Raw genomic sequence first — 25,628 nt, 5'->3', positions numbered from 1 at the left:
TTAAAAAGAGGTGCTTCTTTTATTTTCGTTGATAAATTATTTGCCTTTTGTTCACCTGAATTTCGATACAAACGGGTGATTGGTAACCCAAAAGCGCCAAGGGTAATCCTTCGCTTCACCAGAATTATCAATGCCAACGCGAGGTCCGGCGGAAATCGCTGAAGGAGTGAAGCCACGAGCAATATAAAGAGGAGGGGTGGTTAAATCATGACCGTACAAATCCATTGAAACCCCTAGTGCTTTTGTTAGTTTCCCAGGACCGTTTGTCCAATTTATTTCATTTTCCATACCTCGACGTCTAGTTTTCATCAAATCTTTTCCGCTAAATGGCTCAATAGCTCGAATGAGGACGCCTTCTGGACAATCGATGTCGCTGCTTACAACATTGAGTAAACAATGTGTATGCATTGTATGCGTATAGGCATGACCAGGAGGACCGAACATTACCTCTGTTCTTTTTGTGCGCCGGTTATTAAAGCTATGAGCTGCTCGGTCGAAAGGCCCTTTATAAGCCTCTGTTTCCACAATAAAACCAGATGCAGCTTCTTCTGCCGTTTCGTGAACAAGAAGACATCCTAACAGCGACTGAGCTAGTTCAAGCGTAGGCTGTTGATAAAACGAAAGAGGAAGTGGTTCAATCGCTAAAAGAGAACGCGTCATTTGCTGTAGTCCATCCTTTCAAAGCAAAGTCATTCACGCTGTTATTGCGCATCTTTTATTATGATGTTTTCTTTGTTATTTTGCAAAGGGAGGGATTGATTCATACAGTAATCTTTCTTACCCACGTTCAAGTATTTATCATGATTCAACTTACTCTATGAAATTATTTTAAAGAAGGGTTTCGTTTTGCACGTGTAGGGGGAATATTTTACTACAATACTTCGCTTTTGCTGCTGGTATGATATACACAGTTCATCCATATTTTACATGCTTTTAGTTTTAAAAAATAGTGATCCGTCTTTTCTTTATTTTCGTTCTACACATGAAAGCAAAATAAAAAGATTGAATTGTAGAAAGTTCTTTATAAATGGAAATAAAGAAAAAATATCCTTCAAAGATTATTTAAGGGATTTTAGAACATATTAAAAATAAAATTTATACACTGTGAGGAATAGCTATGAACATCCACTTTGATACATTAACGAATTTATCAATTAAACATATTTTTGGGCCTGCATCTCAAACAATCACCCATCTCACATATCATTCAAAACAAGTTCACGACGGATCCGTATTTTTTAGTATAAAAGGTGAAAATGAAGATGGACATCAATATATTAAAGAAGCTATAGCTAGAGGAGCCGTAGCAGTCTTTGGGACAAGCATCGAGGAGCTTCGTCTTTTGAGCACTCAGTATTCTCACTGTACGTTTTTAGCTGTTGACGACGTTCGCAAAGTAATGGCGTCTTTTTCTAAAATGTATTTTGATTATACGGATGAAAAAATTGAGACAATTGGCGTTACAGGTACAAATGGCAAAACAACCGTAGCAGCTTACGTAAGGTCGCTTTTAACTCTTTTAAAATTGCCAACAGGATCGATTGGAACGACCGGCATTTGGTCATCAAAGCAGAAGTTAGTTTATAAAAAAAGTACGCCTACAACACCTGAGTCGGTAGACTTGCATAAAATTTTTTATGATTTGTATACAAGAGGTGATGAAGCGGCAGTGATGGAAGTATCTTCGATTGCGATTGATCAGCAACGAGTAGAAAATATTTATTTTGATGTAGCCATTCATACAAACTTATCGGAAGAACATTTAGAGTATCATAAAACGTTTGAGCACTATAAAAAATGCAAGATGAAATTATTTCAACAGGCCAAACATGCCGTTATTAATATAGATGATCAGGACATGGGCAAAGACTTAAGCAGGGTATTTGAAGGACCTAAAGTCACGTATAGTTTATTAAATAACAAAGAGGCAACTCTGCAAGCAACAAACATCACCGTCAAAGAAGGAGGCTCTTTCTTTGATTTACTTTATAAAGGACAGTCATACAAAGTAGCAGTGCCTGTATATGGTGATTACAACATTGCTAACGTGCTAGCGGCCATTGGTACAGCTCTTCACTTTGAATACCACATTGAAGATATTATTAGCGTGCTTCCTCAATTGGAAAGTCCAGAAGGGCGATTTCAGGTGATAGAAGGTCCTAATAACCAAAAAGTGATTTTAGACTATGCCCATACGCCTGTTGCCCTTACGCGTTTAGTAGAAGAAGTAAAAAAGATGGAGTATAACCAGCTGATTGTCATGATTGCAGGGATCGGCATTCGAGATTTTAATAAAATGCCTAAAATGGCGCGTGCCATTGAAGGAAAAGCTGATGAAATTATCGTAACGGTTGATCACCCAGGTTATCATGATCCTAACGTAATTGTAGATCAAGTGATGACAGGTTTTTCGAATCCGAGCGCAAGCAATATTCACCGCGCCCCTACTCGAACAGAAGGAGTATTAAAGTCGCTTTCTTTAGGAAAGCCGAATGATATTATTTTACTTACAAGCGGCTGTATTAACGGCGCTCAGCTTGTAAAAGGAAACGAAATTCCGCATTCAGATGAAGAAATTATTGCCTCTTATTATGCATCGTTAAGCAATATTTCCTGATATTCTTCTTCATTTATTGAACGAACGTGGAGAAATTGAAACATCATACGAAAGAAGGTCTCTTACTGTTTTTAGAGACCTTCTTTTTGCATCAAAACTATAGGCTGTTTTCGCGCTGTGTTTTTGGTTCTTCAATTTTTACATCATGTTCTTTAGCCAGCCTTTTAATAGCTGCATTGTAATCGCGTATACCTTTTCGTGCTTCATCAAGCATAGCGTTTGCCTCAGCAATAAGGTTGCGGTCCTGCTTTTCCAAAGCACTGACAATTTTAATAAAAGCATTATACTGGGTATTGGCAGCCTTTATATAGCCTTCATGAACCTTTCGAAGATCGTCGGTTTCTACATCGATGTTTTCCAGTTCGTCAACAAATTTACGATAGGTAGGAATGACTTCACTCGTCATCGTATCGTACATAACAGCGTCACTTGTGTAGTTAGCGCCTGTAACGGAATCGTATGCGTCAATCGCCTCTTTTTCAAGCTGAGCGGCTTTCTTTAAATCTTGATTGTTATAATCGATTAAATCATCTTGAACAGGATCACTAAAGCAGGCGGATAATAAAAACAAAAGAGGGACAAGACAAAATAAAACTTTCTTCAACGAATTTCACCTCCGTTTAACAATGTATGAAACATCTGCTTGGCAAAGTCTGTTTTAATAACTGGAGAAAAAGAAGGGAGTGTATAAAAGGATTTTTAAAGGTCGACAGTGAATGTATTCATAAGTTGGTTTGTAGTTGACCACCCTTTAGTAGCAGGAAGGAAGAGAAGATGATTAAAATAAAAAGAGACCACTTAACGAACAATGAAGTTATTGAGCTAGTAAGTTCTCACCTTCAAGGAATGAACTTACATTCCCCCCCTGAAAGTATTCATGCTCTAGATATTGAAAGTTTAAAACAACGTCATATTACGTTTTGGAGCGTGTGGGAAGGAAGTCAGCTAGCAGGGTGCGGAGCTGTAAAAGAGTTAGATGAGCACCACGGAGAAATTAAATCGATGCGAACAGCTACCGCTCATTTGCGGAAAGGAATTGCTAGAGAGCTGCTGCAGTACATAATAAATGAAGCGCAAAAACGAGGGTACCGACGCTTAAGCTTAGAAACAGGATCCGCACCTGCTTTTGAACAGGCTAGAAAGCTATACGCCAGTTTTGGATTTTACGAGTGCGAACCGTTTTCTACCTACAAAGAAGATCCATACAGTGTGTTTATGACAAAGAAATTGAATGAGTAAAAGACAGGAAAGAAGGCGCAGATGATTTGTTTATTTGTATGCAAACTGTGCGGGCAAGCAGCTGTCATTTATCCTGTTAGCAAGTAAGCTTTTTAGGCAAAGCCTTTTTAGGAGGCTTTGTTTTGGTCATGATTCATATAAAAAGGTATAAACTAGGTTTTCTCACTAGACAAAAAGGTTTTTCCTATGTAGTATAGGTGTCAGATAATACAAAACGAATGTTCAGTATAAATAATAAATGTACGGGGCGGTGGAAATAGCTTGAATAAAAAAAAGCTTCAAAGTGAACAAACCAAAAGAAAAGTGGCAGATGCCGCTAAAGCATTGTTTTCTCAAAAAGGCTATAAAGCTACATCTATTGAGGAAATTGTAGAAGCTACGGGAAGCAGTAAAGGGAATATTTATTATCACTTTAAAAGTAAAGAAGGGCTTTTTCTTTATTTAATAGACGAATGGGATCTTGAGTGGGAACGAAACTGGAAAGAAAGAGAGTCTCTTTACAAAACAACAAGAGATAAGCTTTTTGGAATAGCGGAGCAAATCATTTTAGATGATTTGAATCATCCTCTTACGAAAGCTGCGGATGAGTTTTTTAACAACGAGGAGAAGGGCAGCGACATCGAAGAGCGAATTGATGAGATGGTGAAACGACACGTGGAGTTTAACCGGGAACTTTTGCAACAGGGCATCGATGAAGGCGAGTTTTCTCATAAAAATGCAGAGCAACTTGCAGTAATTTTAGAAGGGTTGTTTGTTGGAATGAGCCGCATGTCTCGAAAAACGAGTACGGAAAATGCCCTGCAGCTTTACCATTCAGCAATCGATGTATTTTTAAACGGAATTATAGCAAGGTCTTCTTAAATAAGCGGGGATGCTTATTGCGGCAATGAGTAATCCCTCATTATTTTGTATTTTTATAGACCGAACGTTCAGTATTTTTGTAATCAGGAGGTTTATATGTCATTATTGTTAAGAAATCGGGCGGCGATTTTGCTGCTCATGCTAAATATTTTTATTATCTTTACGGGAATCGGTCTCGTTATTCCAATTATGCCAACCTATATGACGGAGCTTCATATCAACGGCAGCGTGATGGGGCTTTTAGTAGCGGTGTTTTCACTAACTCAATTTCTGTTTTCGCCTTTAGCGGGGCGATTATCCGATTCGTTAGGGAGAAAGAAAATTATTGTAGCGGGAATGATTGTTTTTGCCCTGTCTGAATGGTTCTTTGGTTCAGTGAGTACACCTCTTTTATTATTTGTATCCAGAATGCTAGGTGGGGTCGGAGCCGCGCTTATTATGCCTGCTGTTATGGCCTATACAGCGGACGTGACGTCTGCTAAAGAACGCGCTAAAGGAATGGGCTATGTGACGGCAGCGATTACAACAGGATTTATTATCGGGCCCGGTATTGGAGGCTTTTTAGCTGAATACGGCATGCGCGTGCCATTTTACATGGCCGCAGTAGCAGGAGGCTTGGCTGCAGTGATTACGCTTTTTGTTTTGCCGGAGTCTCGTCCTGTACAAGGTCATGCTGTTTCAAACAATGAGAATCCAAAAGAAGATCGGCTGCTACTGCAGCTTATGAATTCCTACAAAGAACCTTATTTTTTAAGTTTAATTATCGTTTTTGTGACATCGTTTGGATTATCCAATTATGAAACGATCTTTTCACTATTTGTTGATCATAAATTTAGCTTTACGCCAAAAGATATTGCGTTTGTTATTACGTTTGGCTCTATTGCAGGGGCTGTTGTGCAGGTTACGATTTTTGGCTGGATTTTAAATAAATTCGGTGAAAAAAGAGTGATTTCGTTTTGCTTGATGATGACGGGACTTTTTATTTTACTTACGCTATTTGTGCACACGTACTGGCTTATTATTGTTGTAACATTTATCGTCTTTTTAGCAACAGATATTTTACGTCCGGCAATCAGCACGCAAATGTCGATGATGGCACAAGACGACCAAGGGTATGTAGCCGGACTAAATTCTGCTTATACAAGTCTTGGGAATATTATTGGACCCGTTGTAGCAGGCTTTCTTTTTGATATAAACATTAATTACCCGTACGTATCAGCTGCACTTGTACTGCTGCTTTGTTTTCTTTTATCTTTAAGAGCAGGAAAGGAGCGAAAAACAGCTGTGAGAAATCAAGCGATTCAAGAGAAATGATAGAATTTTTAGGGGATAGAAGACCTCCAGTAGTTTACTGGAGGTCTTTTAATGATGCTTTTAGTAAAGCTGTAAGATTTACAACACCACTCAGCCTATAGCGAAGCTTTATTTTATGGGCAAAACAGTGAAATGGTTGCAAATAAAAAAGGTTAATAGTAAACTTTAAACGTAACAAGAATAGTATGGGAGCTTGCGCGGGGCAGGCTGAGAGTACAGGGGCGCCTGTTGACCATTTGAACCTGTTGGATAATGCCAGCGCAGGAAATGTGAGTACATACCAAAGCACTTTGCGCATGCAAGGTGCTTTTTTGTCTTTTTTTTGCAGTGTTAAAACTAAATGAAAAGAGTGAGAGAACATGGATATTAGTAAAATTTCAGCTCAATTAGAAAAAGTAAGAGATACAAGTCCGCTTGTTCATAATATTACGAATGTTGTGGTAACCAATTTTACAGCAAATGGACTGCTTGCCCTAGGAGCGTCACCTGTTATGGCTTATGCGAAGGAAGAAGTGGCTGATATGGCTCGAATCGCCGGAGCGCTTGTCTTAAATATGGGTACACTGACGGCTCAAGAAGTAGAAGCGATGAGAATAGCAGGAAAATCAGCAAATGAAAACGGCGTGCCGGTTATTTTCGATCCTGTAGGAGCCGGAGCAACACCGTTTCGTACAGAAGTGGCATGTCAGCTTGTAGAAGAATTAAATATTGCCGTTATTCGCGGTAACGCTGCTGAAGTTGCGAATGTAGTAGGCGAGTCATGGCTCATTAAAGGCGTTGATTCATTAGAAGGGCAAGGAGACGTCATTGAACTTGCTGAGAAAGCAGCGAACAAATTAGATACAGTGATTGTTATTACGGGGAAACAAGATGTGATCACCGATGGAAACACAACGTATACAGTAGACAACGGTCACCCGTTATTTACGAAGGTGACGGGTACTGGATGTCTGCTGACATCAATTATAGGAGCTTTCGCGGCTGTAGAAAAAGAATATGTCGAGGCAAGCGTTGCTGCTTTAAGTTTTTACGGAGTGGCAGGTGAAATCGCCGCAGCGAAAAAAGGTGAAGAAGGGCCGGGGAGCTTTCAAATTGAGCTGTTAAATCAGCTTCATCTTTTATCTGGACAGGATATTGAATCATATGCAAGAGTACATCAACGTTAAAAGGAGCGGGAAAATGACAAACGAAGAAATTAAAAAGCTGCTGAAAGTTTATTTTATAATGGGCAGCAATAACTGTACAAAAAATCCGAAAGAAGTATTAAAAGAAGCAATTGAAGGCGGCGTTACCGTGTTTCAATTTCGTGAAAAAGGCGAAGGTGCACTAAAAGGAGAAGCGAAATATCAGCTGGCGAAAGAACTTCAGCAAATTTGTCAGCAGCACAGCGTTCCTTTTGTTGTGAATGATGATCTTGACTTAGCGATCCGTTTACAAGCAGATGGCGTTCATATTGGACAAGAAGATGAAAAAGCTCATATTGTTCGAGAAAAAATAGGAAAAGGAATTGTGGGCGTCTCTGTTCATAATGTACAAGAGCTGCAGCAAGCCATAAAAGACGGGGCGGATTATGTAGGAATGGGACCTGTTTTTCCTACTTCTACAAAAAAAGACGCAAAAGCAGTGCAAGGTACAAAATTAATTGAAGAAGTGCGAAACCAGAATATTGACTTTCCAATTGTAGGAATCGGTGGCATCACGCCTGAAAATGCCAAACAAGTAGTAGAAGCAGGTGCAGATGGTGTTTCTATTATTACCGCGATTAGCTTAGCAGCGTCTCCAAAAGAAAAAGCAGCTCAATTGAAAGAAGCGGTAGGAAAATAAAAAAAGCGCACAGTGTGCGCTTTTTTATTATAGCTGAACGGTTTGAGGAGTTTCTTCGCCTTCATTCATAAAGCGAATTTCGTTTGGTGTAATTTCCAGAACAACATACTCAGGGTCATTTGGACCGTCAAACCATTCTTTCATGTGATCGTTCCATATACGTCCTTTTAATTGATCACCGGTACGAAGAACAGCTGTCCCGGATAATTCTAAGTATTGATCGCCATATCCTTCGCCGCTGTAGCCCAATAGTACGTGCACGTTCGGATTGGCTTCGATTTCTTCTGCCTTATGTGTATTGATATTTGTTGGTGTGTAAAGAGCGATACCATCTTCATCGCTGAAAAATGTCATATAGCGAGAGTGGGGTTTGTTGTTTACAACTGTGGCTAATGTTCCTACACGATTTCCTTCTAATACTTCATTTACTTTTTTAGCAATTTTTTGTTCATTCATTTTATCCATCTCCTTTATTACTTTTTATGTTCCTCAATCGAAGATAAATAAAACATACATGTCTAAAAAAAATATAAGTTAACAATAAAATAATTATGTAAACTAATAAATAAAAAAATAAAAAAAGCTAGCTACAGCTAACTAAAAAATAAGCCCGCACTGCCGTAACCCTAAGTGTCTTAAATACCCAGATCTACTAGGTGGGTGCCCTCATAGCCGGGTTTAGCGTCCCAAGAAGGGCGTGCTATCTGCAGCTAAATTTTGAGCTCCCTTTTAACACTCAAAGGTTTAAGACAACATGAGTATACGCACAGCGCAGGTATGTATAACAAATGTAAATAAAATGCCGATATATAAATGTTTTCTAATTAATCAACTTTCATCGTACAAGAAATGATTATAACGGAATAATGAATGGAACGCAAGACTTTTATTTAAAGTTTTTCTTCTCTAACATCTTGGCGGTTATGCCGTAACAAAATAAAAAAAGGGCCCGCAACTGGAATGAAACATAAGAGAAGGTAAGGCCGGGATGCTATCTTTTCTTTTGACATAACGGAATAAGAAAGCCACGTTAAAACAAAAAAATCAGCGGTCATCACGCTAACAAGCTGTGACTGCATAAAAGCATCTTCATAAGCTCTTATTGAACCTATGGATAGTCCGTATACGTAACCAGCAATCGTGAGTGCTAAGCATAGTCCAATCCATAGACGAGAAGAAATGATGGCAATGAAACGTGAAGGAATACGCGAACGTGTTCGAACTTTTTGTCCTTTCCAATGATAATAGAACAAAAGAGAAAAAGCTCCAAGCGCAAATGATAGGAGAGAAAATGGCCATCCAGGCAGTTTGTACGTATCTTTTTTACAAATCATTACCATGAACAATACTGGGAAAAGTCCTAAAAAAGAGAATGCCATAACTACGAGCGGATCTACCTGTTGAAAATTTCCTGTGACAAGGTTTTTAAACAGCATATCATCAGCGGCGCTTGCTCCCGGAGCTAGCAGAAAGGCGTATAGTACAAGCATAGTCCATACAATGATGTACATATTCTCAACTCCTTTTAATTGTTTTAGTATACAAAAACCATTTCAGTATATTTCCCCGTTTTGTGATGAAGGGAAACGCTTGAAACTCTTCTTTAATTAGGTGTAATATTACACTAAAGACATGTGCGTGTATAGAAAGAAAGGGCTGTAAAAATGGATAAACAAGAAGTGATTAAATCCGTATCGGATAAAATACGATTAATTCGTTTAGAAAGAAACTATTCACAAGACAGAATGGCTGAAGTTATTGGTATTTCAAAAAAAACATTGGTTCAAATTGAAAAAGGGCGCACGGAAGCAGGGTGGACGACCACTGTTGCAGTATGCGGTTTGTTTCGTGACAGTGAAATCCTTCAATCGGTTTTAGGAGACGTCCCCTTAGAAGTAGTAGAAATCATTGCTCATAACGGCGTATCTTCTCCAAAAGATAAAACGCTCGGAGGAAGAGTATGGTGGAAAGAGATTCAAAAAGAAGGTTCTTTTCGTCTGCAGCAAAATATGATTAGTCAGCACTATCGTATTTTAGATGACCAAGACTATCGATGGTTTAGTTCATTTGATAAAAGCGAAGCTGTAGAAAGGTTTGAAGAATTAACGAAGAAATAAAAACAAGCACTTGTTTTCAAGTGCTTGTTACTGATTCATTAACGTGCCGGATGAAGGGCGGTTGAACCAATTCCATAGCTCTACATCTCCAAGTGACGCGTAGGTGATAGACGGATCATTTTTTAATTTCAGCAGCTTTTTGGTAGGTCCTGTAATCACAACGCCGTACACACCGACTCCATGTTTCTTTACATAAGAATATCGCTGCTTTAGCAACAAATCGGAATGGTCTAGCTGACGAACTTTTTGGACTGTTTCTTCATTATCGGCTAATAGTTTCATCATATTTAAAACGTTCGACTTGCTAGTAGAGTGCGTTTGATTTCCTTTGTGCTCGTAAGGCAAGTCTAAAAACTCTGGAAAACCAAATGTTGATGTTAAGTCAATTAAGGGCTCATCTTTTGTGCTTGTTTTTTGTTCGTTCCCTGTATTAAGCGCATACCAAGAGGTAGAAAAATCACGGCTGTCGATGGCGTTCATTTTTTGCTGAACTTCTTTTAGCGAATACGTATCATCAAAAGAAATAGCCACTTCGCTTACCGTTCCTTTTGGTAGGTTTTCTAATGCATTCCATGTTTCATTCGTCCATTCCTTATACTCTTTTGCATGTAGCTTTAGTTTTTTTTGATCAGGATAGACAAAGGAAAGGTTAAGGTCGTATTTACCGCCGGAAAATTCTTTTTCTACACCGCTCGTTTTATCAAACAGCTGATGAAATGTAAACGTCCCAATGGCCTGCTCTTCACGTCCAATTTGCTTATAAGCTTCCATTTGCGACTGCATTCGGAAAAAGGACTGTGTATCAGAAGTGGTTTCACGTATATGAACGTTCGGAAAAGCAGATTCGATAGCCGCTTGATTGACGCTATTTATGTATTCGGTTTTTGATTGATGATAATATACAATGGATAAAAAGCTGCCGATCATCCATAGCAGAACGACAGAGCTAATGACAGTTGTCACATTTGAAAGGCGCTGCTTCCATTTGGCCATATAAATGGACTTTTTCACTTTTTTATTATCCAACATCGTATCGTCATTTAGTGAAGTAGTTGATGGAGTTGGCGATAACGGTTCATCTTCGGTTAGCAAGTGCTCTAAATGAGCTGAGCATGCTTCACAATTTTCCGTATGTTGTTCAAGTGTTTCTGCTTCTTTGTCTGTCAAAGTGCCGTTTTTATATTTTTCCCATTGATGCTTCATATCTTGACAGCTCATCCGTCCTCTTCCTTTCTTTTTTTCAATTGTTGACGACCACGATACAAGTCCATTTTCACTTTTGACAGAGTAAAGCCAGTCATTTCTGCAATCTCTTCATATGTGAAGCCATGATAATCTCGTAACAGTACAATATTCTGCTTAGCCGGAGGCAAAGCAGATACATCAGAAAGCCAGCCGTCGATTTCACTTTGAATCATCACTTGTTCTTCAGCACTTGGCTGAGGAGTAAAGTGCCATTCTTCTATTTCGACAGTAGGGCGTTTTTTTTCTTTTCGATACCAGTCAATAAAGGCGTGATAAGCAATTTTGAACAGCCAAGGCTTTACTTCCTCGCCTTTATACGTTTCTAAGTGTAAAAGTGCCCGGTAAAAGGTCTCCTGCATTAAATCTTCCGCTGATTCTTTTCTGCGAGTAAGAGAGAGAAGATAGCGCAGCAAATCATGCATGTGCTGTTTATAAATGTGTTCAAAGTTATGCTGTTGTGCCATTTTCTCCCCCTTTCATTTAATCAACGCAATTTGTGGATAAAAGTTTCGGTTTTTTTATCAAAAATCGTATGTAATAGATAAAAGATGCTTAAAATACGATATATAGCTTATCATACTAAAAAGAAAATCATATGAAATTCGACATAATTCCGTGTAATTTGTCATTTTTTTAAAAAACTAAAGGGTAATTGGTGTTCGAAGGAAACAGAAAATGTTATGATAGAACAAGGATGTGCTCTTACAAAAAACAGCTACATACATAATAAAAAATACAGCGTTTGTTTGCAGAATGAAAATGGACAAACATATGGTGTTTAACCATGGATGTTTGTGGGAAAATAAACTAAGTATTTTCAACAAAAAGTAAATTAAATTGTGTTTTCACTTATAAAAAACACGGTAAATTGGAAAAGGTGGGGTCATGATGGACGTAGAAAATACACAAGGTACAGAAGAACAAGCACCTAAAGTCAAGGCAGCTAAAGTTGGCGATACGATTCAGCCTAAAAAAGGCGACTATAAAGGATTTAAAGGAATTGTTATGGTAGTGCGAGACAATTCGGTTATCGTAGATTTTGGAAAAGATGCTGAAACAGGCGAATCCATGAAAACAGTCGTTAATCATAAAAACTATAAAATCGTAAAAAAGTAGGTGAATAACCTACTTTTTTTTACTGAATATATGTTTAAAGACGGCGATTTTTCTACCGGAAACCTTAGAGAAACGCATAGGTAAAGCAATTCTTTGAGAAGAAGAATGTTTTTTAGTAAACTATAGAAAGTATGCAGAAAGAAAGGATTTTTTGTTATGTCAATTCAATTATCACAATTATCATTACCAAAAGAGGTTCTTTCGCTTTTAGCGAATCGTAAATATGAAAATCTGTCTCATGCTGATCAGCTATTAATCGGAAAAGGCGGCTATACAGCAGAAGAAGCAGATATTTTAGAAGATGCCATTATTGCCTTGTCACTAGGGAAAAACGTACTTTTAAAAGGGCCAACAGGTTCAGGTAAAACAAAGCTTGCTGAAACGCTGTCGCATTTATTTTCTCAGCCGATGCATAGCGTTAACTGCTCGGTTGATTTAGATGCAGAAGCGCTGCTTGGCTTTAAAACAATTTCTGAACAAGAAGGGAAAACAGGTATCGAGTTTGTAGAAGGACCTGTTATTCAGGCAATGAAAAAAGGCCATTTATTATATATTGATGAAATTAACATGGCGAAACCTGAAACGCTTCCTATTTTAAACGGGGTACTTGACTACCGGAAAATGATTACAAACCCATTCACTGGAGATGTAGTGCGCGGTCAGCAAACATTCGGCGTAGTAGCGGCTATTAACGAAGGGTATGTTGGGACTGTTCCATTAAACGAAGCGTTAAAAAATCGTTTTGTTGTCATTGAAGTGCCATATATTCAAGGGAGCAGCTTAAAGCAAGTTTTAATGTCTCAGTCTCAGTTAAAAGACGAAAAATTAATTGATAAATTTGTCACGCTCTCTGCAGATTTAATTACTCAAGTTCAAAGCGGCCATGTATCAGAAGAAGCTGCGTCTATTCGTGCGCTTATTGATACGTGTGATTTAGCTCTTTATATGCCGCCTCTTCGCGCGATTAAACGCGGTATTATTGAAAAGCTAGAAGATGAAAGGGAAAAAGCCGCCATTCAAAATATTGCTGAAACATTATTTGAGTAAGGAGTGGCGCTATGCGATTTATTAAATTTAACGACAAAAATGTAGATTCCTTTCTCTATATGGAGCTGGCAGATTTAACGAAAACATTAACAAAAAATGATGAAATTGAAGTAGAGTATCGCGTTTCATCTTATTATGATCCTGTACACGGCATTATTTATCTCAGTCACTTTTGGGATAACCGTCCAGAAGAAGACAAAGTGTACGGCTTAAAAAGTGATGTGTTTTTAAGAAGTATTGGAAGCTATAAGCATTCAAACTTCAAAGAAATTAATGCATATTTAAAGAAAATAAATAAAACGTCGGTACCTAGCTTAGCTAAGCAGCTGTTTATGCTGTTTGAAGATATTCGTTTAGAAGAAGTATGCAAACGCGAACGTCCTGGAACGAAAAAAGCCTTCGCCGTCAGAAGGCAGCTCTATAGAAAATATTTTGCTACACAAATGAGTGCAAATTTAACAAAAAGCGTGTACACGGATGCACTTTTTAACGGCATTTACTTGCTATTAACGGCTGAAAATCCGTTTGAAGAAATTCCTTCAATGAGTGAATCGATTAACTTAGCGATGCCTTTTATTCGCAGACAGCTAACAAATGTATATGAAGCGAAAACAACAAAAGACGTATCGCGCATCTGCCTTGAACTCGTAGATGTTTTTGATGATATTATCGAAAAAGATATGCTTAATACTTATTTCTTCTTGGCTGAACTTCAGTATGATCAGTTAGAAGAAGGGTTAACATTTGAAGATTTAAAACGCAAAGATTCATTAGTGAACGATGATATTTTAGAACATGAAAAAGACGGAGATGAAGACATTCACGAAGAGAAAATGGAAATGTGGCATCGAGAGACAAGCGAAGCGACGCAAAGTTTTCTGCAGTTTGATATGGATCAAGGTTCAAAAACAGATATGTTAGGCGATGGGGTTCGTGAAGGCGACGATGGAGATCAAGCAATGGGCATGGTGCAAGGATCTTCTCAAAAAACATCCCGGAACGATTATTCTCAAATCGAAGCCATGGAGCAAACGCATCCGGAAAAAGACGGGGAAGCGGATTATGAGTATGGGAAAGAAAATAAGCATGCCTATGCTGTGTTTGTAGATTCTAAACTTCCAAGCGACGATCACGTTGTTCAGTATGATGAGAATAAAAAAATCATTGCATCGTATCAAAAAAAATTAAAGCAAATGATTGAAAAAACGCTTGAACATAAAAAAACGCTACCTAGAAGCGAGCTGCACTTTGGCCGATTAAATAAAAAACTTCTAAAACTATGGACGGATGATAATCCTCGTTTGTTTTATAAAAAAGATGAAGATTCTGCCCAAATTGATGCTGTGTTTTCTCTTCTAGTTGACTGTTCGGCATCGATGTACGACAAAATGGATGAAACGAAGCTCGGGATTACGCTATTTCATGAAGCGTTAAAGTCTGTTATGGTGCCTCATCAAATTGTTGGATTTTGGGAAGATACAAATGATGCTACTGAAACAAGCCAGCCTAACTACCTGCAGACGGTGATGGACTTTCAAGCATCATTAAAGCGTAAAAGCGGTCCTGAAATTATGCAGCTTGAGCCTGAAGAAGACAACCGTGATGGATTTGCCATTCGCCATATGACACGTCGCTTGCTTCAGCGTTCTGAGCAGCAAAAGTTTTTACTTGTGTTTTCAGACGGTGAACCAGCCGCTATGGGATATGAACAAAATGGTATTGTAGATACGCACGAAGCGGTATTAGAAGCACGCAAGCACGGAATTGAAGTCATCAACGTCTTTTTATCCAACGGGGAAATTGATGAAGGACAGAAGAAAACCATTCAAAATATGTACGGGAAATATAGTATTCTAGTACCAAACATCGAAGAACTTCCCGATGTGCTATTTCCTTTACTCAAGAAATTACTTCATAAAAGCATTTAAAAAAAGTCGAAGCATATTGCTTCGACTTTTTTTGCTATTGACCGTTAATGCGGAGGGAGGTAAGTTAAATATATATGAAAAAGAGAGAAGGAATGGTAAGTGGAAGGAGTTCAAACTTCATCTAAAAGAGCGTGGGGGCTGCTGCTTGTAATCATTGGTGCCACGATGTGGGGAGTGTCTGGCACGGTAGCTCAATATTTATTTCAGCATAAGAGTTTTAACGCAGAGTGGCTGGTCGTCGTTCGTATGTTAGTATCTGGATTGCTGCTTTTGGCAATAGCCTCTAAGCAGCGCAATATTTTTGCAATTTGGAAAACAAAAGAAGAGAGGACTTCGCTGCTTTTGTTTGGTGTAATCGGTATGCTCGGCGTGCAGTATACATATTTTGCAGCTATTGAAGCAGGTAACGCTGCTACAGCTACAGTGCTTCAATATACGTCGCCAATATTTATTATTGGCTATTTAGCCGTGCAAGCAAGAAAGTGGCCGGTGAAAGTAGAAATGATTTCTGTTGCGCTCGTCATAACGGGGACATTTTTTCTTGCAACAAGCGGAAATTTTAACGAGCTGTCTATTACAGGATGGGGGTTGTTTTGGGGGATTGGAGCAGCTGTGACGTCTGCTTTTTATACGCTTCAGCCTAAACGTCTTCTTGCAAAATGGAGCTCAGTTGAAGTAGTAGGCTGGGGAATGGTAATAGGCGGCGTAAGTTTTTCATTTATTCATCCGCCGTGGCATATAGCCGGTGAGTGGTCGCTATTGTCGCTGTGTGCGGTGCTATTTGTGATTATCTTTGGAACGCTCATTGCCTTTTATTGCTACTTGGAAAGTTTGAAGCACATTAGCGCTTCTGAAGCCATTGTTCTTGCGTCAGCAGAGCCTTTGTCAGCAGCCGCGCTATCTGTTCTATGGCTTCATGTGACTTTTGGGTGGACGGAGTGGCTAGGTACAATTCTTATTATCGCTACGGTATTTTTGCTTTCTCAGCGAAAGCCAGAGGTGACATCATAAGTAAAAAGGACTTTCATTTGAAAGTCCTTTTTATTTTTATAGAGGTTTTAGCGTAAACGTGTTTGTATACGAGCGGTTGGCGTATAGTGTGTAATCAGGATGTGTTTTAGCTCCCCAGCTGTCGTCTCCGCCAACGCCCATTTGCTTGTAGTTAACCCGCACGGTTACGGAATCGCTTAACGGCAATTTGTAAAAATGATCGTAAGCCTCCAGTTCAAAAGGTGAGTAAGGTAAAGCATTCAGCTCGACTGTTGGCAAACCTTTTAGTAAAAAGCCGCGTCCTTGATCGTTTGTAATAGTTGCCCATCTAACGTCCGTTTTGTTTCCGCATTCTTGAGGGCGTAAATACGGTGTAACTTGCTCTTTTACACTGCCTTTATGAAGGCCAAGCTTAGCGCCAGTTTTACGATCCCAATAATTTTCATGAGGGCCTCTGCCGTACCATGTTAAAGAATCAAAAGCCGCATCCATCGTAAACAGCATCCCAATTTCAGGAATTTCAGGCATTGCCTCAGAAGGTGCTAAAGATTGTTCAATCTTCATTTCACCATCGTTATATAGCGTATACGTTACATAGCAAGAAGCAAGAGAGATGTCTAAAGCTAGCTCAACCGAAATGATAACAAAGTCAATTTGCGGTTGAACACTTACTTTTTTCACGTGCTGCTCTAAACTTGCTTGACGCCACGTTTGACATCTTTCATGCAATTTATTGCCGAGGTCATTATCGGTGACTGCGCGCCAAAAGTTCGGACGGAAACCCGATGCAAGCAGCTCGGTATGCTCATAGTTGTAAGAGATAAACTGCCCTTTTTGCTTGTCAAAAATAGCCGTGAAGTTAGTTCCTGTAACCGTCAGCGTTTGTTCGTTTTGGTCAACTGATAAAGCAGGATAAACAGCTTTTACTGAAGGTACAGCGGTTTTGGCAGGCAGTACAAACTGTTCGTACGCCACTTCATATCCAGCTGAAGCCCAGGCTGTATCTTTGGATAATCTGAGAGAAAGAGTTAAAACAAATTCATCAGTTTCGTTTTCTTGCTCGTAAAGAGGATAAGAAAGCGTCAGTTCGTCTGTACTATCAGGAGCTACATTTAAAAGAGACGCATGTTTTTCAAGTAGTTCACCGTTTTTTTCAACAGTCCAAGCAAAATCATAGGCGTTCAAGTTTGTAAACAGGTGTTTGTTTTGAACGGCAAATTTTCCTTTAGAAGCGTCTACTGCTGTCCACTTTACAGGCTGATAGCATTTTTTTACTTCTGCAATTTTCGGGCTAGCTGTCCCATCAGCAAAGATTAAGCCGTTTCCGCAGAAGTTGCCGTCGTTAGGCGTATCACCAAAATCTCCGCCGTAAGCTAAGTAAGAAGTACCGTCTACTGCTGTTGTTTGAAGAGCTTGATCTTTCCAGTCCCATATAAAACCGCCTTGCAAGATTGGATATTGATCGAACAGCTCCCAGTATTTGTATAGATTTCCGCAAGAATTACCCATCGCATGACTGTATTCACACAGAATATAAGGTTTTTTCGGATTCATTAAAGCATAGCGCTCTACATCTGCTGGCTTAATGTACATCGTGCTTTCTATATCAGAAGCATCATAGTCGCGGTGATGGAAGATTCCTTCATAATGAACAAGTCTCGTGGAATCTTTCTCTTTAAAAAAAGTATACATATGCTGAAAGTTTTCTCCGCCAAATGATTCATTGCCAAGCGACCAAATAATAATAGAAGGGTGGTTTTTGTCACGTTCGTACATCGAACGACAGCGATCTAGTACGTTTTCTTTCCATTCTGGCTTGCTTCCTGGAACGGCTTTTTGTTCGCCTTCTTGTAAATAAGTCCACGTTCCGTGCGTTTCTAAATTGGTTTCATCAATCACGTACAGTCCGTATTCATCACACAGCTCATACCATACTGAATCGTTAGGGTAATGGGATGTACGCACCGCGTTAATATTATGCTGTTTCATCAGCAAAATATCGTGAATCATGTCTTCGCGTGTGATGCCTGCACGGCCTTTTACTGAATCAAATTCGTGGCGATTTACTCCTCGAAGTACAATACGCTTGCCGTTGATTGTCATAAGGCCATTCTTTAGTTCAAACGTACGGAAGCCGACTTTACAGCTTTCCGTTTCGATAATAGAACCAGCAGCATTCTTTAAGCTGAGTACAAGGGTATACAAATTAGGACTTTCTGCGCTCCATTTTGCAGGGCTTTTAATGTGTGTACATAAGGACGCTGTATATTGATCGCTCACACTTACATTTGTTTGCAGCGGAGCTTGTAGTACTTCTTGGCCATTCGCGTCATACAGCATGACTTCAAATGTTAGATCTTGAGTATCGTGCTGAAAGTAGTTTAAAATATCAGCTGAAACGCTAAGTTCACCATCTTCGTAGTTGTTATCAAGCGACGAACGAACGCTAAAGTCATAGATGTGAACCGGTGGAGTAGAGTACAGATACACATCTCGGAAGATGCCGCTCATTCGCCAAAAATCTTGGTCTTCAAGCCAGCTTGCGTCACTCCAGCGATATACTTCTACTGCTATCGTATTTTCACCGTCTTGAAGATAAGAAGTTATATCAAATTCAGCTGGAGTAAAGCTGTCTTCGCTGTATCCAACAAACTCACCGTTAACCCAGACGTAAAAAGCAGATTCGACGCCTTGGAAGCTGACGTACACCGGCTGATTTTCCCATTCTGATTTAGGTGTAAAAGTACGGACGTACTGACCGACAGGGTTATATTTAGTCGGTGCAAAAGGAGGTTCGAGGTTTTCGTTTTCAACCCAAGGGTATGTCACGTTTGTATATTGAGGATAGTCATATCCTTGCAGCTGCCAGTGTGAAGGAACTGAAATAGAGTCCCATTTCTTATATGAAAATTCAGGAGCGAAAAAGTTTTTGACGCGGCCATCCGCATTTTCAGCAAAATGAAAGTACCAGCTTCCATTTAAGCTTTGGTAGTAAACAGAAGATTTTCTATCATTTTTTAAGGCCTCTTCGACCGTTTGATAAGGCATTAGTAAAGCGTGTGCTTTCGAACGGTTCAATTGAAAAATTTCAGGGTTGTTATTCCATTCAGGGTATCCGTTTGCAGGTGCTGTATAATTAAATTTTTTGCCGGTTTTTAACATGTCGATCCCTCATTTCTAGATTACTAGGTTATTAGTTTATATGAAAATGATAACGTTTTCTGAAAACCTTATCAATCTAATTATTTTCATGATAATATAACTATATTCACATAAAAAGGAGGAAGTAATGTGGACCGTATGTACTTTCCGGCTCTTTCAGATGAAGATATGAAACTGCCATTCTATGTTACAAGCGCTGGAAGCTGGAGACATCAAACGCATATTAAACGTCAGGGAGAGTTTCCTGATTATCAATGGATTCAATGTATAAAAGGAAGAGGCGAGCTTCGTGTAAACGACGAGGTTTATATTATAAAAGAAAATGAAGGGATGTTTCTGACGCCGCATGTTCCGCACGAATACTACCCCATTACAAGCGAATGGCAAGTATGCTGGGTTTCTTTTAATGGAAGTGTAATTGATGATATCATGCTTTCTCTTCAATTTATTAATTCCGGAAAAATCGTCCTTACACATGCTGAAAGCCTTTATAGGATGCTGCAAGAGCTAATGAATTTGTTAGAAGAAAATCATACCTCTAGCACCATGAAGTGCTCTGAACTACTATATAGCGTCATTTTGAAACTGCGCCAAGACAGCGTATATATAGAAAGCAAAAGTCGCCTGCAGCAAATTACTCAGCTAAACCCAGTCCTTCGCTATATTGAGGAATATTATCATCAGCCGTTAACGCTAGAAGTACTGGCGAAGCAGCTCAACGTAACAGAGCAGTATACGTGTTTGCTTTTTCAACAATCTCTTGGTATCCGGCCGTTTGAATACGTAACGCGCGTCCGAATTCAAAAAGCAAAGAAACTGCTGCTTAAAAACAACCAAATCTCTGTACAAGATATAGCAAGACAAGTAGGGTATGAACATCCAAGCTATTTTATCAAGCGCTTCAAAGAACAAGAAAACGTGACTCCAACTGTTTTTCGGAAAATGTATTTTTCATAAGTTACATACATTGGGTTTTATCTAGGTTATAAGAAGTGATGTGGATGCTAGTTATTTCGTATGAGTTTTAAAAAAAGAATTTAAATGTAGTTTTAAGTAAAAACGGGGAGGAAAAGTAGAGAGAAGAAACAAAAAGGAGGGATAAACGTGTTTGGGTTAAATGATCTTCCAAAGTTTGTGTGGTCATTCTGTCTTGTATTGCCACTTGTATCATTTGTTCATCAGCTGGGGCATTCCGTCATGGCAATTATTTTCGGAGGGAAGGTCGATTTTACTATTGGGCGGGGGAAAACGATTCTTAAAATGGGGAAGTTTAAAATTAAGTCAGTCTATTTTCTAGACTCGTTTTGTAAATATGAAAATCTTAAGAACGACAGTCGCTTTTCCCATGCAGTGGTGTATGCGGGCGGTGTACTGTTTAATTTACTTACTATTTTTATAATAAATGGATTAATTATGGCTAATATTCTGCCTGAAGATATATTTTGCTATCAATTTGTTTATTTTTCAGTCTATTATGTTATTTTTTCACTGCTGCCAATTCAATATACAGAAACATCTGCAAGTGATGGACGTGCTATATATAACGTATTACGGTACGGGAAAACGTGTGATCCAGATTAAAGGGCTGTGTGTAGCAGCCTTTTTTGGTGCCTTTTTCTGTTTCATTTAAATCAAAAAAGGAAAACTTTACGAAAAGAAAATAGTAGCGGATAATAAAGATAGTAGATGTTGGAATGGAAGAAAGGAGAGGATTTATACGATTATTGAGACAGAGCGAATGACGCTGCGAGCTATGGCTGAAAGCGATGCAGGCAATTTAATGAAAATATTTGAAGATGCTGAAGCAATGAAGTATTATTCTTCTACTAAAAATGAACAAGACACATATCGCTGGATTCAATGGATGAAGCAGCATTATCAAACATATGGCATTAGCATGTGGATCGCTGAAGATAAACAGAATCGAGAGTTTCTAGGGCAGTGCGGCATGGTTCTTCAAAAAGTAGACGGCAAGGTAGATCCGGAGCTTGGCTATTTATTTTTACGCAGCTGCTGGGGAAAAGGCTATGCGAGTGAAGCAGCAAAAGCTTGTTTAGATTATGGTCTTCATACGCTGAAATTTCAGAAGATTATATCATTGATAGATCCTCACAATTTTCCATCGATTAAAGTGGCTGAAAGAATTGGCATGAAAAAAGAAAAGCAAGTTAACAAATGGGATAAATCATTATTCTTTTATAGTATATATAATGAAAAATGAGAGTAAAGGAGTGTTAGCATGATCAACATTAACAACGTTTCGGTAAAACGAGGAGAAAAAGAAATTTTAAAAAGCGTGTCGTGGTCAGTGGAAAAAGGGGAACATTGGTGTTTGCTTGGGTTAAATGGTTCCGGAAAAACGACGCTTTTAAATATCATCAACGGATATATTTGGCCTACAAAAGGGGAAGTAGAAGTTCTTTCAAGGAAATTTGGAGAAACAAATCTGTCTGAGCTCAGAAAAGAAATTGGATGGGTAAGCTCTTCGCTTCAACAGCGGTTTCGAGATGACGATACGGTTGTAGAAATGATTTTAAGCGGAAAATTTGCATCTATTGGGTTATATGAACAAGTGGAGCAAAAAGATATGAACCAAGCCATAGAATTAATGAAGCTGCTAAATTGCGAAGATTTACAAAATCAGGCCTACGGAACACTTTCTCAAGGAGAGCGCCAGCGAGTGCTAATTGCTCGAGCTCTTATGGCTTCACCAAAGCTTTTAATACTTGATGAGCCATGTACAGGTCTAGATATAATGGCCCGAGAACAGCTTCTTCAGCTGATTGCAAAAATGGCAGAGCAGCCAAATGCTCCTACGCTTATTTATGTTACTCACCATGTAGAAGAAATTTTGCCTTGCTTTACTCATACGCTTTGTATGCGCCAAGGAGAAGTGTTTTCTTCTGGAAAAACGAAAGACCAGCTCACTGAGCCGCATCTTTCTAAATTTTTTAATCACTCCGTAGAGATTCAGCAGCAGAAGGACCGCACTTGGCTGTCATTAAAAGAACCGGTAAAAAGCTGAGCTAGCGTCGAGAAACCTTCTTACATACCATGGGAAAAAGAGCGCTGCTTGCAATGGAAACAAGCTCATTGTGGAGATAATGTTTACATGCTACATAAATAGTGGTGCTGCAAATAATATCAATGAGTAAAAAAGCAGCAATGTCATGTTTATCAATGGTTACAAATACAAAAGAAGAGGAATCATAAGCTGTCATCGTTGGCTCCTTTGGTTATATCGTTATGTTACTTTATTCACAAAAGGCTTGGGCTATACGAACTTTTAAAGAAGTACGATGATGACAGCTGATTCTCTCCTCTAAAGCTGATAATACTCTTGTTCGAGTATACTCATGATAATATCTGTCTGAAATGCTTCTTCAATAAAAGCACCTTCACGCTCTATTCCTTCTTTTACAAAACCGCATTTTTCATAACAAGCAATGGCTCTATGGTTGTATTCGAGCACTCGTAAATCGACTCTGTGCAAGTGAAGGTGTTCAAATGCGTAGGCCAGCACCAATTTTGTAACTTCAGTGCCGAGCCCTTGATTCCAAACGGAAGAATCGAATAAACCAATAGCATATCGTGCGCGCCGGTCGTACTCGTTAACGGTCAGCCGGGCTTCTCCAACAAACTGCTGCTGATATTCAACACACCAATTCAGCTTTTGAGACTTTATGTACTCGACGTGCCGCTTGGCATCTTGTAATGTAAGAGGTTTTAAGTTTCGGGTATCGCCTCCGTACATACGAATAAGCTCTTTTGTTTGCTTGCACGCTAGATAGTCATGTACATCGCTGTCTTTTGGTTTTCTTAGTATCACGTTTTTTCCTTTTAAAAGTGGTGAAACATTATTCATTTGATGCATCCTTTCTTTCCCAACATTAAAAAGGTATTCCACTTGTCTCCTAAAAAAACCTGCTTTTATGTACAAAAAGAGGCTGGAATAAAAGGATTTTAGACAAAGTGAAAAACGAACCATTGATCAAGATGTTTGATTCGTGGTTCGTTTTTTTTGTTAGGGTAAACATAGGTTTCATGTGTGTAAGTCTTTCTAGCAGTTGATTGGAGGGCAAGGCGAAGACTCCCGCGGAAAGCGAAGCCTTGCACGGAAATCAACTGCCGTGTCACAAGCGATCCATAGGAGCTCATGTATCCTATATGTTCGTCTTTAGATTGGATTCATTTCGTCATGTCTCAACCCCTTTATGAAGAATGTTTTTTTGCGTAGTGGGCAAGTGCAAGAAGAGGAAAAATATCATTGTAGCTGTGGTACTGAATATAAAATTGTCCAGGAAGACCAATTCCCGTGGGATAATGAATTTGCTGCTCGGTAAGATTTGGATTCAGTAAAAATTTAATTCCTTTTTCAACGGCTCGATCTTTTAACGGACATATTGTCATTAAAGCATCGAGAGCCCAAGCCGTTTGCGAAGGAGTGCTAAAGGGTAAAGGCACATATTTTTTTAAAGAAGCGCTATAGCATGATTCTCCGAATCCGCCGTCTTCTTGTTGAATGCTTTTGAGCCAATTGATGGCTTTGATGATACGCGGATCAGAAGCAGAAATTCCTACAGCACGGAGTCCAGTAATAGCGGCCCACGTGCCGTAAATGTAGCAAACACCCCACCGGCCGTACCAGCTCCCGTTATCCAACTGATGATCAAACAGCCATTTTACTGCAGCTTTAATCGAAGGATGGGATTTATTCATACCGGCAAAGTTTCCGAGGCACTCAAGCACTCGACCGGTTAAATCGGCAGTAGCCGGATCCGTCGCTGCATCTTTTGCATTTTCAAGCGGCAGATAAGTAAATAAAATAGAGTCGGTATTTTTTTCAAATGCAGCAAAACCCCCGTCTTTGTTTTGCATGGACAACAGCCAGTTAATGCCTCTTTGCCAAGACTCCAAATAATCTGTATCGGTTTGCGCTCTTCTAGAAAGAGCTCTAATAGCAGCAGACGTATCGTCTAAGTCAGGGTTATTCGTATTAATATCGGAAAACCCCCAGCCTCCAGGCGCTGTATTTGGGTTATGAAACTGCCAGTCTCCAAGCTTTGTATGCTGTCTTTTCTTTAAGTAACGAGTTGTGCCTTTAATCATGGGATCTTGCTGCGGTACACCTGCTTCTTGTAGAGCGTAAGATAGCAGGGCGGTATCCCAAACGGTTGACGTGGAGTTTTCTACGTGCACGTGGCCGCTGCATGTACTAAGTAGTGAACAAATCCCGTCAATTGCTTTTTGAACCACAAACGAATCTTTTTTATAGCCAAGAGCCAAAAGACCGTAAATCATAAAAAAAGTAGAGGTTGCGTAGCTGTAGAGTGTTCCATCTTTTTCAAGTCTTTCTAGCATGTAACGCTCGGCTGCTTGATAACCAAGCTTGTGGATGTAAGAAGGTAAAGAAGCCAGCTGTTTTAAATGGTCGACTAAAAAAATAGAAGCGCGTGATTCTTGAGCAGCTTCATCCGCTTCCTGTTTCTGCTCTCTTACATCTAAATGAGAAAGAGAAGGTGTATGTCTAGAAGTAAGTGAAAATTTTTTGTTTCCAGCTACCATCATCGGGACGAAGTGAATTCTGGCATAGGTGCTTAGTTCATAAAAGTTAAGCGGTACATAGGTAGGCACGAGCAAAAGAGAAAGCGGGAGGTAAAATAGCTTTGGCCACTCGTATAAGCCGTTAACACAAAGCATCCATCTTGTGAGAAAATGAGCGCGAGAAATGCCTCCTGAATCTATAATATATCTTTCTGCTTTTCGCAAAATCCGGTCGTTTTTTTGGTAATACCCTGAATATAAAAGAGCTGTATAAGCTTGAATAGTGGCGGATAAGTTATGTTCTTCATCGTCAAACAACGTCCAAAGACCATCTTGATTTTGAAGGGAAACGATCCGTTCGGTTAATTGTTTAATCAACACTTCTTTATCTAAATCAAAGGTGCGAAGAAGCATAATTAAAAACGCATCAGGCATAACGCCTGTTTCAAAACAGTAGCGAAATGACCCGTCATTTTTTTGTGTGGGACGCAGATAGGCGATTCTTCGCTGAATCTCTAGCTGAACTTCCTTTAGCAATATGATCACCTCTTATGATAATGCTTTTCAATCTTTCGACCTGTTTCTTTATAACTGTATTCAAAGGAAGAGCGTTCTATGAGAGGA

The 25,628-nt window shown here is 39.2% G+C and carries 25 protein-coding genes and 1 other RNA gene; 15 read left to right on the top strand and 11 right to left on the bottom strand.

Annotated elements, in window-relative coordinates:
• Positions 1-51 precede the first annotated feature (51 nt).
• Positions 52-660, bottom strand: a complete 609-nt coding sequence (locus ACWATA_RS13750) for a DNA-3-methyladenine glycosylase (RefSeq protein WP_154991398.1) — start codon at positions 658-660, stop codon at positions 52-54.
• Between the two features lie 457 nt (positions 661-1,117).
• Between ACWATA_RS13750 and ACWATA_RS13745 the strand changes: the two genes are divergently transcribed.
• On the top strand, positions 1,118-2,617 hold the full coding sequence (locus ACWATA_RS13745; RefSeq protein WP_154991397.1) for a UDP-N-acetylmuramoyl-L-alanyl-D-glutamate--2,6-diaminopimelate ligase: 1,500 nt from the start codon (positions 1,118-1,120) through the stop codon (positions 2,615-2,617).
• Positions 2,618-2,714: 97 nt separating this feature from the next.
• Here ACWATA_RS13745 and ACWATA_RS13740 read toward each other — a convergent pair whose 3' ends face one another.
• Positions 2,715-3,221, bottom strand: a complete 507-nt coding sequence (locus ACWATA_RS13740) for a hypothetical protein (RefSeq protein ID WP_154991396.1) — start codon at positions 3,219-3,221, stop codon at positions 2,715-2,717.
• Positions 3,222-3,394: 173 nt separating this feature from the next.
• Between ACWATA_RS13740 and ACWATA_RS13735 the strand changes: the two genes are divergently transcribed.
• The 5 genes from ACWATA_RS13735 to thiE all read left to right on the top strand — a co-directional run bounded on the left by ACWATA_RS13735 (position 3,395) and on the right by thiE (position 7,855).
• The gene (locus tag ACWATA_RS13735) at positions 3,395-3,856 is read left to right on the top strand and encodes a GNAT family N-acetyltransferase (protein WP_261763994.1); all 462 of its coding nucleotides are present in this window, start codon (positions 3,395-3,397) and stop codon (positions 3,854-3,856) included.
• Positions 3,857-4,117: 261 nt separating this feature from the next.
• The gene (locus ACWATA_RS13730) at positions 4,118-4,717 is read left to right on the top strand and encodes a TetR/AcrR family transcriptional regulator (protein ID WP_028413510.1); all 600 of its coding nucleotides are present in this window, start codon (positions 4,118-4,120) and stop codon (positions 4,715-4,717) included.
• Between the two features lie 96 nt (positions 4,718-4,813).
• Complete coding sequence (locus ACWATA_RS13725; RefSeq protein WP_099330895.1) at positions 4,814-6,031, top strand: MFS transporter; 1,218 nt, start codon at positions 4,814-4,816, stop codon at positions 6,029-6,031.
• Between the two features lie 359 nt (positions 6,032-6,390).
• A complete protein-coding gene (thiM, locus tag ACWATA_RS13720) occupies positions 6,391-7,197 on the top strand; it encodes a hydroxyethylthiazole kinase (RefSeq protein ID WP_028413508.1) in 807 nt (268 codons plus the stop codon).
• A gap of 13 nt (positions 7,198-7,210) precedes the next feature.
• Entirely contained in the window at positions 7,211-7,855 is a 645-nt protein-coding gene (gene thiE / locus ACWATA_RS13715; RefSeq protein ID WP_108674649.1) for a thiamine phosphate synthase, read from the top strand.
• A gap of 27 nt (positions 7,856-7,882) precedes the next feature.
• Here thiE and ACWATA_RS13710 read toward each other — a convergent pair whose 3' ends face one another.
• From ACWATA_RS13710 to ACWATA_RS13700, 3 genes are all read right to left on the bottom strand, one after another.
• Positions 7,883-8,311, bottom strand: a complete 429-nt coding sequence (locus ACWATA_RS13710) for a pyridoxamine 5'-phosphate oxidase family protein (RefSeq protein ID WP_013082985.1) — start codon at positions 8,309-8,311, stop codon at positions 7,883-7,885.
• A 147-nt stretch (positions 8,312-8,458) separates the two neighbouring features.
• Positions 8,459-8,636: non-coding RNA, 6S RNA (gene ssrS / locus ACWATA_RS13705), on the bottom strand.
• A 109-nt stretch (positions 8,637-8,745) separates the two neighbouring features.
• Complete coding sequence (locus ACWATA_RS13700; protein WP_154988892.1) at positions 8,746-9,366, bottom strand: hypothetical protein; 621 nt, start codon at positions 9,364-9,366, stop codon at positions 8,746-8,748.
• Between the two features lie 153 nt (positions 9,367-9,519).
• Between ACWATA_RS13700 and ACWATA_RS13695 the strand changes: the two genes are divergently transcribed.
• Positions 9,520-9,972 (top strand): helix-turn-helix transcriptional regulator, encoded by a 453-nt coding sequence (locus ACWATA_RS13695; protein ID WP_033578859.1) that lies wholly within the window; start codon positions 9,520-9,522, stop codon positions 9,970-9,972.
• 27 nt (positions 9,973-9,999) lie between these two features.
• On the opposite strand, the gene ACWATA_RS13690 is transcribed toward ACWATA_RS13695, so the two are convergent.
• A complete protein-coding gene (locus ACWATA_RS13690) occupies positions 10,000-11,190 on the bottom strand; it encodes an anti-sigma factor (protein WP_033578860.1) in 1,191 nt (396 codons plus the stop codon).
• A complete protein-coding gene (locus ACWATA_RS13685) occupies positions 11,187-11,681 on the bottom strand; it encodes an RNA polymerase sigma factor (protein WP_013056868.1) in 495 nt (164 codons plus the stop codon). Before ACWATA_RS13685 ends, ACWATA_RS13690 begins: the two co-directional genes overlap by 4 nt.
• A 421-nt stretch (positions 11,682-12,102) precedes the next feature.
• Between ACWATA_RS13685 and ACWATA_RS13680 the strand changes: the two genes are divergently transcribed.
• The 4 genes from ACWATA_RS13680 to ACWATA_RS13665 all read left to right on the top strand — a co-directional run bounded on the left by ACWATA_RS13680 (position 12,103) and on the right by ACWATA_RS13665 (position 16,319).
• Positions 12,103-12,333, top strand: coding sequence for a YkvS family protein (locus ACWATA_RS13680; protein WP_013056869.1), 231 nt, complete (start codon positions 12,103-12,105; stop codon positions 12,331-12,333).
• Positions 12,334-12,489: 156 nt separating this feature from the next.
• Positions 12,490-13,380, top strand: coding sequence for an ATP-binding protein (locus ACWATA_RS13675; protein ID WP_014460283.1), 891 nt, complete (start codon positions 12,490-12,492; stop codon positions 13,378-13,380).
• 11 nt (positions 13,381-13,391) lie between these two features.
• On the top strand, positions 13,392-15,308 hold the full coding sequence (locus tag ACWATA_RS13670) for a vWA domain-containing protein (RefSeq protein WP_028413502.1): 1,917 nt from the start codon (positions 13,392-13,394) through the stop codon (positions 15,306-15,308).
• 99 nt (positions 15,309-15,407) lie between these two features.
• Positions 15,408-16,319: an EamA family transporter gene (locus ACWATA_RS13665; RefSeq protein WP_033578861.1), complete on the top strand. Its 912-nt coding sequence runs from the start codon at positions 15,408-15,410 to the stop codon at positions 16,317-16,319.
• A 36-nt stretch (positions 16,320-16,355) separates the two neighbouring features.
• Here the strand turns inward: ACWATA_RS13665 and lacZ are convergent, their stop codons facing one another.
• Positions 16,356-19,460 (bottom strand): beta-galactosidase, LacZ type, encoded by a 3,105-nt coding sequence (lacZ, locus tag ACWATA_RS13660; protein ID WP_154991394.1) that lies wholly within the window; start codon positions 19,458-19,460, stop codon positions 16,356-16,358.
• 138 nt (positions 19,461-19,598) lie between these two features.
• Here lacZ and ACWATA_RS13655 point away from each other — a divergent pair, with 138 nt between their 5' ends.
• From ACWATA_RS13655 to ACWATA_RS13640, 4 genes are all read left to right on the top strand, one after another.
• Entirely contained in the window at positions 19,599-20,417 is an 819-nt protein-coding gene (locus ACWATA_RS13655; protein WP_224980575.1) for an AraC family transcriptional regulator, read from the top strand.
• Between the two features lie 147 nt (positions 20,418-20,564).
• Positions 20,565-21,041 (top strand): site-2 protease family protein, encoded by a 477-nt coding sequence (locus ACWATA_RS13650; protein WP_028413498.1) that lies wholly within the window; start codon positions 20,565-20,567, stop codon positions 21,039-21,041.
• 157 nt (positions 21,042-21,198) lie between these two features.
• On the top strand, positions 21,199-21,681 hold the full coding sequence (locus ACWATA_RS13645) for a GNAT family N-acetyltransferase (RefSeq protein WP_154991393.1): 483 nt from the start codon (positions 21,199-21,201) through the stop codon (positions 21,679-21,681).
• Between the two features lie 18 nt (positions 21,682-21,699).
• The gene (locus ACWATA_RS13640) at positions 21,700-22,485 is read left to right on the top strand and encodes an ABC transporter ATP-binding protein (protein ID WP_034265762.1); all 786 of its coding nucleotides are present in this window, start codon (positions 21,700-21,702) and stop codon (positions 22,483-22,485) included.
• A 1-nt stretch (position 22,486) separates the two neighbouring features.
• Here ACWATA_RS13640 and ACWATA_RS13635 read toward each other — a convergent pair whose 3' ends face one another.
• From ACWATA_RS13635 to ACWATA_RS13625, 3 genes are all read right to left on the bottom strand, one after another.
• Entirely contained in the window at positions 22,487-22,681 is a 195-nt protein-coding gene (locus tag ACWATA_RS13635) for a hypothetical protein (protein WP_013056879.1), read from the bottom strand.
• A 101-nt stretch (positions 22,682-22,782) separates the two neighbouring features.
• Positions 22,783-23,325, bottom strand: a complete 543-nt coding sequence (locus ACWATA_RS13630; protein ID WP_028413495.1) for a GNAT family N-acetyltransferase — start codon at positions 23,323-23,325, stop codon at positions 22,783-22,785.
• A 347-nt stretch (positions 23,326-23,672) separates the two neighbouring features.
• Positions 23,673-25,550 (bottom strand): terpene cyclase/mutase family protein, encoded by a 1,878-nt coding sequence (locus tag ACWATA_RS13625; protein WP_098999895.1) that lies wholly within the window; start codon positions 25,548-25,550, stop codon positions 23,673-23,675.
• Positions 25,551-25,628 lie beyond the last annotated feature (78 nt).

The sequence above is a fragment of the Priestia sp. USM5 genome, from assembly GCF_058323215.1.
Note: the sequence above shows the minus strand (reverse complement) of the source record. Positions and strands in the feature narration are given on the sequence as shown.

Excerpts from the sequence above, each read along its gene's own strand:
- ACWATA_RS13690 (WP_033578860.1), bottom strand. The coding sequence starts at position 11,190 with ATGAGCTGTCAAGATATGAAGCATCAATGGGAAAAATATAAAAACGGC.
- ACWATA_RS13745 (WP_154991397.1), top strand. The coding sequence starts at position 1,118 with ATGAACATCCACTTTGATACATTAACGAATTTATCAATTAAACATATT.
- ACWATA_RS13680 (WP_013056869.1), top strand. The coding sequence starts at position 12,103 with ATGATGGACGTAGAAAATACACAAGGTACAGAAGAACAAGCACCTAAA.
- ACWATA_RS13725 (WP_099330895.1), top strand. The coding sequence starts at position 4,814 with ATGTCATTATTGTTAAGAAATCGGGCGGCGATTTTGCTGCTCATGCTA.
- ACWATA_RS13645 (WP_154991393.1), top strand. The coding sequence starts at position 21,199 with ATGACGCTGCGAGCTATGGCTGAAAGCGATGCAGGCAATTTAATGAAA.
- ACWATA_RS13750 (WP_154991398.1), bottom strand. The coding sequence starts at position 660 with ATGACGCGTTCTCTTTTAGCGATTGAACCACTTCCTCTTTCGTTTTAT.
- ACWATA_RS13700 (WP_154988892.1), bottom strand. The coding sequence starts at position 9,366 with ATGTACATCATTGTATGGACTATGCTTGTACTATACGCCTTTCTGCTA.
- ACWATA_RS13655 (WP_224980575.1), top strand. The coding sequence starts at position 19,599 with ATGTACTTTCCGGCTCTTTCAGATGAAGATATGAAACTGCCATTCTAT.
- thiE (WP_108674649.1), top strand. The coding sequence starts at position 7,211 with ATGACAAACGAAGAAATTAAAAAGCTGCTGAAAGTTTATTTTATAATG.
- ACWATA_RS13675 (WP_014460283.1), top strand. The coding sequence starts at position 12,490 with ATGTCAATTCAATTATCACAATTATCATTACCAAAAGAGGTTCTTTCG.
- lacZ (WP_154991394.1), bottom strand. The coding sequence starts at position 19,460 with ATGTTAAAAACCGGCAAAAAATTTAATTATACAGCACCTGCAAACGGA.
- ACWATA_RS13630 (WP_028413495.1), bottom strand. The coding sequence starts at position 23,325 with ATGAATAATGTTTCACCACTTTTAAAAGGAAAAAACGTGATACTAAGA.
- ACWATA_RS13695 (WP_033578859.1), top strand. The coding sequence starts at position 9,520 with ATGGATAAACAAGAAGTGATTAAATCCGTATCGGATAAAATACGATTA.
- ACWATA_RS13685 (WP_013056868.1), bottom strand. The coding sequence starts at position 11,681 with ATGGCACAACAGCATAACTTTGAACACATTTATAAACAGCACATGCAT.
- ACWATA_RS13635 (WP_013056879.1), bottom strand. The coding sequence starts at position 22,681 with ATGACAGCTTATGATTCCTCTTCTTTTGTATTTGTAACCATTGATAAA.
- ACWATA_RS13670 (WP_028413502.1), top strand. The coding sequence starts at position 13,392 with ATGCGATTTATTAAATTTAACGACAAAAATGTAGATTCCTTTCTCTAT.
- ACWATA_RS13710 (WP_013082985.1), bottom strand. The coding sequence starts at position 8,311 with ATGAATGAACAAAAAATTGCTAAAAAAGTAAATGAAGTATTAGAAGGA.
- ACWATA_RS13640 (WP_034265762.1), top strand. The coding sequence starts at position 21,700 with ATGATCAACATTAACAACGTTTCGGTAAAACGAGGAGAAAAAGAAATT.
- thiM (WP_028413508.1), top strand. The coding sequence starts at position 6,391 with ATGGATATTAGTAAAATTTCAGCTCAATTAGAAAAAGTAAGAGATACA.